Annotated in this window: 7 protein-coding genes; 3 read left to right on the top strand and 4 right to left on the bottom strand. The window is 68.8% G+C overall.

Features of this window, described 5'->3' with window-relative positions; genetic code table 11:
- Positions 1-4 precede the first annotated feature (4 nt).
- A complete protein-coding gene (locus tag AOZ53_RS26370) occupies positions 5-1,738 on the bottom strand; it encodes an ABC transporter permease (protein ID WP_054434392.1) in 1,734 nt (577 codons plus the stop codon).
- Between the two features lie 169 nt (positions 1,739-1,907).
- Positions 1,908-5,846 carry an ATP-dependent RNA helicase HrpA gene (gene hrpA, locus AOZ53_RS26375; protein WP_231690692.1) on the bottom strand — a complete coding sequence of 1,313 codons (3,939 nt, stop codon included), beginning with the start codon at positions 5,844-5,846 and terminating at the stop codon, positions 1,908-1,910.
- 134 nt (positions 5,847-5,980) lie between these two features.
- Here hrpA and argA point away from each other — a divergent pair, with 134 nt between their 5' ends.
- The 3 genes from argA (at position 5,981) to AOZ53_RS26390 (ending at position 9,818) form a co-directional block, all read left to right on the top strand.
- Positions 5,981-7,339 (top strand): amino-acid N-acetyltransferase, encoded by a 1,359-nt coding sequence (argA, locus tag AOZ53_RS26380; RefSeq protein ID WP_054478577.1) that lies wholly within the window; start codon positions 5,981-5,983, stop codon positions 7,337-7,339.
- 117 nt (positions 7,340-7,456) lie between these two features.
- Positions 7,457-7,729: an oxidative damage protection protein gene (locus AOZ53_RS26385; RefSeq protein ID WP_006384045.1), complete on the top strand. Its 273-nt coding sequence runs from the start codon at positions 7,457-7,459 to the stop codon at positions 7,727-7,729.
- 136 nt (positions 7,730-7,865) lie between these two features.
- A complete protein-coding gene (locus tag AOZ53_RS26390; RefSeq protein WP_054490017.1) occupies positions 7,866-9,818 on the top strand; it encodes a phosphocholine-specific phospholipase C in 1,953 nt (650 codons plus the stop codon).
- Positions 9,819-9,930: 112 nt separating this feature from the next.
- On the opposite strand, the gene phoU is transcribed toward AOZ53_RS26390, so the two are convergent.
- Complete coding sequence (gene phoU / locus AOZ53_RS26395) at positions 9,931-10,656, bottom strand: phosphate signaling complex protein PhoU (protein WP_006393885.1); 726 nt, start codon at positions 10,654-10,656, stop codon at positions 9,931-9,933.
- A gap of 156 nt (positions 10,657-10,812) precedes the next feature.
- The gene (gene rpiA / locus AOZ53_RS26400; RefSeq protein ID WP_054461217.1) at positions 10,813-11,493 is read right to left on the bottom strand and encodes a ribose-5-phosphate isomerase RpiA; all 681 of its coding nucleotides are present in this window, start codon (positions 11,491-11,493) and stop codon (positions 10,813-10,815) included.
- Positions 11,494-11,554 lie beyond the last annotated feature (61 nt).

The following is an 11,554-nucleotide window of genomic DNA, read 5'->3' on the forward strand; positions in this document are numbered from 1 at the left end:
ACTCCTACCGGCCGCGGTCTTCGGCCAGCAAATACAGTTTGCGCCAGAAAAACCGGTTCAACAGCATGACGAAAATGCTCATGACGCCGATGCCGAGCGCGATGCGGTGGAAATCGCCCTGCTCGGTCATCTGCTTGATGTAGCTGCCCAGGCCATCGGCCATCAGCGAGGTATTGCCCCAGGACACGTACTCGGCCACGATGCTGGCGTTCCAGGAGCCGCCGCTGGCCGTGATGGCGCCGGTGATGAAGCTGGGGAAGACGGCCGGCAGGTAGACCCGGCGCCACAGCAGCCAGCCCTTCAGGCCGAGGTTGCTGGCGGCCAGGCGCAGTTCGTTCGGAATGGTCGAGGCGCCGGCCACCACGTTGAAGAGGATGTACCACTGGGTGCCGAAGATGATCAGCGGGCTGAGCCAGATGTTGGGGCTGAGCTTCAACGCCACCATCACGAACACCACCGCCGGGAACAGCAGGTTGACCGGGAATGCCGCCAGGAACTGCGCCACTGCCTGCACCCGCTGCGAATACTTGGGCCGCAGGCCGATCCAGACCGCGATCGGCACCCAGATCAGCGACGCCAGCCCGATCAGCACCATCACCCGCAACAGCGTGATGCCGCCCAGGCCGATCACGTGCAGCACTTCGCTCCAGCCCACCTCCGCGTGCACGAAGACGACCAGCTTGTAGGTGGCCAGCAGCGCGCCGGCGGCCAACAGCGCATCCCAGACCCGGGTCCAGCGCGGGTCTGGCGCCTTGGCACGGGCCCGGATCGAGGTGCCGTCGTACGACACGCTGAACCAGCCCAGCGCGCGCCGCATCTGCGCCCAGAACATATTGGACAGCGCCTGCATCCAGCGGCTGCGGCGGGTCCAGTCCAGCAGCCAGGACTGCTGCGCCACGTCGGCCTGCGATTCCTCGAAGCGGAACTTGTCGGCCCAGGCCAGCAGCGGCCGGAAGAACAATTGGTCGTAGAGCAGGATGCCGGCCATCATGGCGCCGATGGCCCAGGCGATGGCGCGGCCGTCCTCGGCGTCGATGGCCACCGCGATGTACGAGCCGATGCCGGGCAGCTTGATGTCCTGCCCGGCCACCGAGATGGCCTCGGCCGCCACCAGGAAGAACCAGCCGCCGGACATGGACATCATCATGTTCCACAGCAGGCCCGGGGTGGCGTACGGCAGTTCCAGGCGCCAGAAGCGCTGCCAGCCGGACAGCCGGAACACGCGCGCGGCCTCGTTCAGTTCGGCCGGCACGGTGCGCATCGACTGGTACAGGCTGAACGCCATGTTCCAGGCCTGCGAGGTGAAGATGGCGAAGATCGCCGCGCACTCGACCCCCAGCAGATTGCCGGGAAACAGCGCGATGAAGGGCGCGATGGCGATGGCCTGGAAACCCAGGATGGGCACCGACTGGAGGATGTCCAGCATCGGGATCATGGCTTTTTCGGCGGTGCGGAACTTGGCCGCGATGGCGGCGAAGATGAAGCTGAACAGCAGCGAGAAGGCCAGCGCCGTGAACATCCGCAGAATGGTGCGCAGCAGGTAGTACGGCAGGTAGACCGGATCCAGCGAGATCGGCAGCTCTTCGCCGACGGCAAAGGGGCGGCTCATCTGCGAGGCGCCGTAGGCCATCGCGGCCAGCACCACCAGCACCAAGGGAAGAAGCGCCCAGTCCCAGCGGTTGGGCGAGGAGCGGGACGACGAGGACGGGCGCGTCCGGGTGCTGAAGAGCTCGAACATGTCGGCAATGCTCCAGGGAGCGGGGTGAAGGCCCGCGCATTGAAGCATAACCAGATGACGCGTCACTGAACAGAAAACGACTGAAATCTGGGTGTAATACGGGACGGCTCGCGCCGCCCCGCATCCCTCGGGCGAGACGGCCGCGGCCCGCCTCGCCCGGACCCGCGCATCAGCGCTGCAGGGACTCCCAGCTTTTCATCAGCCGCTTGACCGATACCGGCATCGGCGTGCGCAATTCCTGCGCGAACAAGGCCACCCGCAGCTCCTCCAGCAGCCAGCGGAACTCGTCCAGGCGGGGGTCGGGCGCCCCCTTCAGGGCCGAGCGGGCGCGCTGGTACTGGGTCACGAGCGGCGCCATCTCGGCCACCAGCTTGGCGTCGCGGCCCGGATCGGCGCGCAGCTTGTCGATGCGCGCCACCGCCGCCTTCAGGTAGCGGGGGAAATGCGACAGCTGGGCGTACGGCGTATCGCGGATGAACCACTTGGGCATCAGCGCCCCCAGCTGCTGCTGCAGGTCGGCGTAGGCCGCGGCGTGCGGCTTGGCCTGCGGCAGCTTGCGCTGCAGGGCCGCGTACTCGGTCAGCACGGCGCCCGCCAGGCGCGCCACTTCCTGGGCCAGCAGGCCCAGCCGGCCCTTGCCCTCGGCCCGGCGCGCCTCGAACTGCTGTTCATTGACCGGCCAGGGCTCGGCCAGGCAGGCCTGGCCCAGGGCGCAGTCGATGATCTGGTCGCGCAGTTCCTCCTGCGTGCCCAGCGTCATGTAGAGCATGCTGATCTTGGTCAGGTCGGCCAGGTTCTTTTCCAGGAACTTGACCTGCTCGCGCAGGCCCAGCCGGAACAGCTTGAGCAGGCCGGCGCGGTGCGCCTTGCGGGCCTCGTCCGGGTCGTCGAACACGTCCAGGTCGCAATGCGCGCCACGGTCGACCAGCGCCGGGTAGCCGATGACCGACTGGCCGCGGCGCTTGATCTCCATGATTTCCGGCAGCGGACCGAAGGTCCAGGCGGTCAGGTTCTCGTGCGCCAGCGCCTGCGCCACCTGGGTGTCGCTGGCGGCCAGTTGCTGGAAGGTGGCCTGGGCCTGCTTGCCGAACTCGGCGCGCAGCTGCGCCAGGTTGCGGCCGGCGGCCAGCATGCGGCCGTGCTCGTCAACCACGCGGAAGTTCATGAACAGGTGCGCCGGCAGCGTTTCGAGCTTGAAGTCGGCGGCGGCCGGACGCACTTGCACCTGATCCCACATGTCGGCGATCAGGGCGTCCACCAGGCCCGTCTGGGGGTCGCCCAGGCGCTCGAACCAGCGGTCGTAGAAGCCGGCCGCGTAGTCGGGCAGCGGCACGCAGTGGCGGCGCAGCTTCTGCGGCAGCGACTTGAGCAGCAGGTGCGCCTTTTCCTTGAGCATGCCGGGCACCAGCCATTCGCAGCGCGCCGGATCGATCTGGTTCAGGGCGAACAGCGGCACCGACAGCGTCACGCCGTCGCGCGGCGAACCGGGCTCGAAGTGGTAGTCCAGCGCCATCGACACGCCCTGCCACTCGACCTTCTTGGGAAAGACGTCGGTGGTGACGCCGGCGGCCTCGTGCCGCATCAGCTCGTCGCGCATCAGCAGCAGCTTGGCGGCGGCGGCCTTGTCGAGCCCGTTGACCCATTTTTCGAGGGTCGCGGTCTGCGAGATGTCGGCTGGCAGCTGGCGGTCGTAGAAAGCGTAGATCAGCTCGTCGTCGACCAGGATGTCGGGGCGGCGGGTCTGGTGCTCCAGTTTCTCGATGCCGGCGATCAGCTTGCGGTTGTGGGCCACGAAGGCCAGGCGCGTGTCGATCTCGCCCGGCACCAGCGCCTGGCGGATGAAGAGCTCGCGCGCCTCGCGCGGATGGACCCGGCCGTACTGGATGCGGCGGCCGGTGTAGATGGTCAGGCCGTAGAGCGTGGCGCGTTCGTTGGCCACCACCTGGCCGGCCTTCTTCTCCCAGCGCGGGTCGGACCAGTTCTTGCGGATCAGGTGGGCGCCGACCTTTTCCAGCCAGACCGGGTCGATGCGCGCCACGCAGCGCGCGTACAGCCGGGTGGTCTCGACCAGCTCGGCGGCGACGATCCAGCGCCCGGCCTTCTTCACCAGGCGCGAGCCCGGATGGATGTGGAAGCGGATCTCGCGGGCGCCCTGGTAATGGCCGCCCTCGTCGCTCTTGAAGCCGATGTTGCCCAACAGGCCCGACAGCAGCGCCATGTGCAGCTGTTCGTAGGTGGCCTCGAGCTGGTTGACGCGCCAGCCTTGCTCGCCCACCAGGGCGGCCAGCTGGGTGTGGACGTCGTGCCATTCGCGCAGCCGGATGGGCGACAGGAAGTTCTGCCGCAGCAGGCCCACCAGCTTGCGCTGCGAGGCCTTGTGCTGCACCTGCTCGCCGTACCAGCGCCACAGCTTGAGGAAGGAAATGAATTCGGACTTGTCGTCGGCGAACTTGGCGTGCGCGGCCTCGGCCGCCTCGCGTTCCTGCATGGGCCGGTCGCGCGCGTCCTGCACCGACAGCGCCGAGGCGATGATCAGCATCTCGGCCAGGCACTGGTGCTCGCGCGCCGCCAGGATCATGCGGCCGATGCGCGGGTCCACCGGCAGCTTGGCCAGTTCGTGGCCGGTCTGGGTCAGGACGAACGAGGCGCCGGTGCGGCTGGCGTCGTCGCCCTCGTCGGCGGCGGCCAGCTCGATCGCGCCCAGCTCCTGCAGCAGGTGGTAGCCGTCGGCCACCGCGCGCCCGGGCGGGGCCTCGACGAACGGGAACTGCTCGATGTCGTCCAGCTTGAGCGACTTCATCCGCAGGATCACCGAGGCCAGCGAGGAACGCAGCACCTCGGGGTCGGTGAAAGCGGCGCGGGCGTTGAAGTCGGCTTCGTCGTAGAGGCGGATGCAAAGGCCCGGGCCGACCCGGCCGCAACGGCCGGCGCGCTGGTTGGCCGAGGCGCGGCTGATCGGCTCGATGCGCAGCTGCTCGACCTTGTTGCGCCAGGAATAGCGCTTGACGCGCGCCAGGCCGCTGTCGACCACGAAGCGGATGCCGGGCACCGTCAGCGAGGTTTCCGCCACGTTGGTGGCCAGCACGATGCGGCGCGCGTTGCCGCGCGGGTGGAAGATCTGTTCCTGCTCGGCCTGCGACAGGCGCGCGTACAGCGGCAGCACCTCGGTGCCGGCCGGGTGGCGCTTGCGCAGCGCCTCGGCCGATTCGCGGATCTCGCGCTCGCCCGGCAGGAACACCAGCACGTCGCCGGGGCCGTGGCGGGCGCATTCGTCGACCGCGTCGACGATGGCGTCGATCAGGTCGCGCTCCTCGTCGCCCGACATGCGCTCGCGGTCGCGGCCCGGCTTGGCCGGCGCGGCCGCTTCCTCGGCTTCCTCGCGCACCGGGCGGTAGCGCACCTCGACCGGGTACAGCCGGCCCGAGACCTCGATCACCGGCGCCGGCTTGTCCTCGGACGCGGCGAAATGGCGGGCGAAGCGCTCGGCGTCGATGGTGGCCGAGGTGATGATGACTTTCAGGTCAGGCCGGCGCGGCAGCAGCTGCTTGAGATAGCCCAGCAGGAAGTCGATGTTGAGGCTGCGTTCGTGCGCCTCGTCGATGATGATGGTGTCGTAGCGGCGCAGCAGCGGATCGCGCTGCGACTCGGCCAGCAAGATGCCGTCGGTCATCAGCTTGATCGACGCATTGGGGCCGGTGCGGTCGTTGAAGCGCACCTGGTAGCCCACCACCTCGCCCATCGGCGTGTTCAGTTCCTCGGCGATGCGCTTGGCCACCGAGGTGGCGGCCAGCCGCCGCGGCTGGGTGTGGCCGATCATCTTCTGGCGGCCACGGCCCAGTTCCAGGCAGATCTTGGGCAGCTGGGTGGTCTTGCCCGAGCCGGTCTCGCCGCTGACGATGACCACCTGATGGCCGGCGATGGCGCGCGCGATTTCCTGGCGCCGCGCGCTGACGGGCAGGTCCTCGGGGTAGGTCACGGCGGGAATGGGCCGCTCGGGGCGGGGCGCCTGGCGGGCCGCCGGGGCCGCGGCGTCGGCGCGCGGCTTGCCGGGGGCACGGGTCGGCCCGTCGGCCGGCACGGGCGGCCGCGGGCGGGAGGATTCTGGCATGTACGATTTGTCCGGTTAGCTGCCTATTATATAAACGCCCCGCGGCCATATAATTTCGCCACGCCGTCCCGTGACGGCGCGTTGACGCGGCCCTCGCCGCGTTGTTGCCACTCTCAGGAACACCCCCACCCATCATGCCCGACCTGGAACCAGACACCGTCTCCGCCCTTGAAGCCCCCGAATTCGCCCCTGCCCAGTTCGTCCGATGGTTCCGAGACGTGGCGCCCTACGTGCACGCGTTCCGAGGCAAGACCTTCGTGGTGGCGTTTGGCGGTGAATTGGTGCAGGCCGGGGCGCTGAACACGCTGGTGCAGGACTTGTCGCTGCTGTCGTCGCTGGGCATCCGGCTGGTGCTGGTGCACGGCTCGCGCCCCCAGGTCAATGAACAGCTGCGCCTGAAGGGCTTCACCCAGCAATTCGACCGCGGCCTGGCGCCCACCGACGCCGCCGCGCTGGAATGCGCCAAGGAAGCCGCCGGCGAGATCCGCCTGGACATCGAGGCCGCCTTCAGCCAGGGCCTGCCCAACACGCCGATGTCGCACGCGCACATCCGCGTCATTTCGGGCAACTTCGTCACCGCGCGCCCCACCGGCGTGCTCGACGGGGTGGACTACAAGCACACCGGCCAGGTGCGCAAGATCGACGTCGACGCGCTCAAGTTCGCCATCGAGAAGGGTTCCTCGGTGGTGCTGCTGTCGCCGCTGGGCTTCTCGCCCACCGGCGACGCCTTCAACCTGGCCATGGAAGACCTGGCCACCAGCGTGGCCGTGGCGCTGCGCGCCGAAAAGCTGATCTTCCTGTCCAGCGGCCAGGGCGTGCTGAACGAGGACGGCTCGGTCGACACCGAGCTGGCCCGGGTCGATGCCGACGCCCTGCTCACCGCCGGTGCGCTCGACGAGGAAACCGGCGCCTACCTGCAGTACGCGTCGCTGGCGGTCAAGCGCGGCGTGGCCCGCGCCCACCTGGTGCCGTTCGCGCTGGACGGCAGCGTGCTGCTGGAGATCTTCACCCACGACGGCGTCGGCACCATGGTGGTGGAAGACACGCTGGACGACCTGCGCCCGGCCACGCTCGACGACGTCGGCGCCATCCTCAGCCTGATCGAGCCGCTGGAAGCCGACGGCACGCTGGTGCCGCGTCCGCGCAGCGTGATCGAACGCGACGTCGAGAACTTCACCGTGCTCGAGCACGACGGCGTGATCTACGGCTGCGCCACGCTGCACAACTTCCCCGAGGATCACATGGCCGAGATGGCCTGCCTGATCGTGCACCCCGAATGGCAGGGCTCGGGCGAAGGCGAGATCCTGCTGCGCCACATGGAATCGCGCGCCCGCGCCAGCGGCGCCAAGCGCCTGTTCGTGCTGACCACCCGCACCTCGCACTGGTTCATGAAACGCGGCTTCGTGCAGGGCGGCATCGCCGACCTGCCGCGCGAAAAGCAGAACAACTACAACCGCTCGCGCAACAGCCTGGTGTTCATCAAGAAGCTGTAACGCGGCGCCGCCCCGGGCTGACCCGGGGCCTACCCGCAGTGCCCGCAGGGGCTTGGCGACCTTCCGGCGCCAAGCCCGCTAAAATGGCGCATTACCCATTCTTTCCGGCAGCGAACCATGGCCCGTACCGTCAACTGTGTGAAATTGAAGCGTGAAGCCGAAGGGCTCGATTTTCCGCCCTACCCCGGCGAACTCGGCACCCGCATCTGGCAGAGCATTTCCAAGGAAGCTTGGGAAGAGTGGAAGCAGGTGCAGACCCGCCTAGTCAACGAAAACCGCCTGAACCTGGCCGACGCCCGCGCCCGCAAGTACCTGCAGCAGCAGATGGAACGCTTCCTGTTCGAGGACGGCAGCGTCGAAGCCCAGGGCTACGTTCCGCCCTCGGCCTGACCCCGCCGCGCCGCCCCGCGCGGCACGCCTGCGAAGCCCCTCGTTCACGAGGGGCTTCGCGCTTCTGGCCGGAGCGCCCAGCCGCCCCCGGCGCCTGCCTTAAGATTCCGTTGTTGCTGGCCGTACTAATGCCGTCATGAAAGAAGAACCGAGTTCCGCCGCTTCCTCCGACCTGCCCCGGGCCATCCGGCGCGCGCTGGCGGTCGCCCCCGACCGCAAGACCGGCACGCTCAACGACGTGCGGCACGTCGTCATCCTGATGCAGGAGAACCGTTCCTTCGACCATTATTTCGGCGCCCTGCCGGGCGTGCGCGGCTTTGCCGATCCGCATCCGGCGCCGACGCCGGCCGGCGACGTGCTGACCCAGGCCGACGGCGCCCAGCGGCTGCGTCCCTATGCGCTGCAGGCCGAGTACGCCAGCGACACGCCGGTCGGCTACATCACCCCGCACACCTGGGATGACGCCCAGCGCGCCTGGAACGACGGCCGCATGGACCAATGGCTGGCGGCCAAGAGCCGCCTCGGCCTGGGCGCCTATCGCCCCGCCGAGGTGCCGTTCCAGACGGCGCTGGCCAACGCCTTCACGCTGTGCGACGCCTACCACTGTTCGATCCAGGCCGGCACCAATCCGAACCGCCTGTTCCTGTGGACCGGCAGCAACGATCCCCAGGGACGCGCCGGCGGCCCGGCCCTGGTCAACACCTTCGACCGTCTCGGCCCGGCCGACCAGGGCTACGGCTGGACCACCTACCCGGAACGGCTGCAGGCCGCCGGCATCGACTGGCGCATCTACCAGGACATGGCGGACAACTTCCACGACAACCCGCTGGCGGGCTTCCGGCAGTACCGCCGCCAGCACGCCGCCACGGCCGCCGAGGCGCCGCTGCGCGACCGGGCCCTGTCGACCCATACCCTGGACGACCTGGCCCGCGACGTCGAGCAAGGCACGCTGCCGCAGGTGTCGTGGATCATCGCCCCGGCCGCCGATTCCGAGCACCCCGAGGTCTCGTCGCCGCGCCAGGGCGGCGCCTACACCGAACGCGTGCTCGAGATCCTGACGCGCAATCCCGGGGTCTGGAACGGCTGTGTGTTCTTCGTCACCTATGACGAGAACGACTGCTTCTTCGATCACATGCCGCCCCCCGCCCCGCCGGCTCGCGCGCCCGACGGCCGCTCGGGCGGCCTGTCCACCATCGAGCTGGACGGCGAATACCACGACACCCGCCACGGCCCCAGCGCCGCCACCCCGGACGACCCGCCCGCCCTGCACGGCCGCGGCTTCGGCATGGGCCCGCGCGTGCCGATGCTGGTGGTGTCGCCCTGGAGCCGCGGCGGCTGGGTCAACTCGCAGGTGTTCGACCACACCTCGGTGATCCGCTTCCTCGAAGCCCGCTTCGGCGTGGCCGAACCCAACATCAGCGCCTGGCGCCGCGCCGTGGCCGGCGACCTGACCTCGGCCTTCGATTTCGCCGGCGACCGCGCCCTGCAGCACGCCGACAGCGTGCGCCACGCCTGCGCCCTGCCCTACGCGCTGGAGGCGGTCGGCCGCATGACCGCCGACGGCGAGCACTACCGCCTGACCTTCCGCAACGCCGGCAGCGTCGGCGCCGTGCTGCACGTCTACGACCGCCGGGCGCTGGCGCACGCGCCGCGCCGCTACACCGTGGGCGCGGGCGCGCGGCTGGACGACGGCTGGCGCCTGGATGCCGACGGCGCCTACGACCTGTGGCTGCTGGGCCCGGACGGCTTCCATCGCCACTTCCGCGGCGACCGCGGCGATGCCGGCCTGCTGGAAACGCAACTGGTGCCGGTGACCTCGGGACTGCGCCTGCGCCTCATCAACCACGGCGACACGCACCAGGCGGTCCACATCGAATCGCGCATGGGCGACGGCTGGCGCGCCATGGCGCACGTGCAGGCCGGCGGCGCGCTGGAACTGAAGTACGCCGGCTGCGAGGGCTGGTACGACCTGGAGGTCAGCGCGCAGGGCCTGGCGCGGTTCGGCCGCCGCCTGGCCGGGCGCATCAATCCAGGCAAGTCCGGCGTGCCGGACCCGCGCCTGTGCCAGGGCGCCGACCTGCCCTTGTAGAACACATCCTCCCCGGCCGATGCCCGCGCCGGACAAGAAAAAAACCCCAGGCCGCCGCGAGGCGCCTGGGGTTTTCGCGTTCCGCGCGCGCCGCCCGGGAGGCGGCTCGCGATCAGTCGTCCTGCTCGGGCGTGTCTTCTTCACCGCGCGCCAGGCGCTCGGTGTTCTTGACGCCGGTGTGACGCACGTCAGCGCCCTTGACCATGTAGATCACGCGTTCGGACATGTTCTTGGCATGATCGCCGATGCGCTCGAGCGCGCGGGCGATGAAGATCATGTCGATGGCGCGCGAAATGGTGCGCGGGTCTTCGATCATGTAGGTGATCAGGTGGCGCAGCGCGCCCTTCCATTCCTTGTCCACTTCCTTGTCGCTGCGCACCACGGCGGCGGCCAGGATGGGGTCGAGGCGGGCGAAGGCGTCCAGGGCCTGGTGCAGCATGGTGCGCACGTTCGAGGCCATGTGGCGCAGTTCGATCACCGGGATGTGGCGGATTTCGGATTCGTGCACGCGGCGCGCCACGGTGGCGACCTTCTCGGCCTCGTCACCCGAGCGCTCCATGTCGGTCAGCATCTTGGACACGGCCATCAGCATGCGCAGGTCGATCGCGGTGGGCTGGTGACGGGCCAGGATGCGGCTGATGCTTTCGTCGATCTCCACTTCGTGGCGATTGACTTCCTTTTCGCGCTCGCGCACCTTCTCAACCAGCGTCAGATCGCCGCTGGCCAGCGCGTCGATGGCCTCCTGGATCATGGCTTCGACCACGCCGCCCATTTGCAAGAACTGCGAACGGACGCTTTCCAGATCAGCGTCGAACTGCTTGTTTGTATGCTCCGTCATCCGGGCTCCCTGCGTGGTTGATCTCATTGCATTGCCCCGATATGAAAGCGTTTCAAGTATGGGCCTGCACAACCCGCAAGGTTATGACCCAAGTGTGACAGGATTATGAATCGCGGCCAGACCGCCCGCAAGGGCGGCCGAGCCCGCTATCCGCACTCAGGCGCGGCGATCCAGGCGGCGGATGCCGTTCTGGGTGGCCAGCAGCGCCACGTCGGCGCCGGCGATGGCGAACAGGCCGCAGGTGACCACGCCCGCCAGGTTGTTGACGCGGGCTTCCAGGCCCGGCGCGTCGGTGATCGACAGGCCGGCGACGTCCAGGATGACGTTGCCGTTATCGGTGACGAAACCTTCGCGCAGGCGCGGCTGGCCGCCCAGCGCCACCATGGCGCGGGCCACCGATTCGCGCGCCATCGGGATGACCTCGATCGGCAGCGGGAACTTGCCCATGACCTCGACCAGCTTGGACTCATCGACGATGCAGACGAAGCGGTCGGCCACCGAGGCCACGATCTTCTCGCGCGTCTGCGCGCCGCCGCCGCCCTTGATCATGTGCAGGTTGGCGTCGATTTCGTCGGCGCCGTCCACGTAGATCGGCATCGAGGTCACGTCGTTCAGGTCCAGCACTTTCAGGCCATGGCCGGCCAGGCGCGCGGCGCTGCGCTCGGAACTGGCGACGGTGCCGCCGATACGGCCCTTGAAACGCGCCAGGCCGTCGATGAAGAGATCGGCGGTCGAGCCGGTGCCCACGCCGATGATGACGTCGGGGCCGGCGACCTGTTCAACCAGTTCCAGGGCGGCGTCTGCGGCTTGCTGCTTGAGTTCTTGCTGGGAGAGCATGGCGAAAATGCGGAAAATTGGTGAGTGAAGCGGGGAAATTTAGCATGCGGCCGCCGCCGGG

This window comes from Achromobacter sp. 2789STDY5608621, assembly GCF_001299375.1.
In the GTDB taxonomy this organism is placed as follows: Bacteria; Pseudomonadota; Gammaproteobacteria; order Burkholderiales; family Burkholderiaceae_B; genus Achromobacter; species Achromobacter insuavis.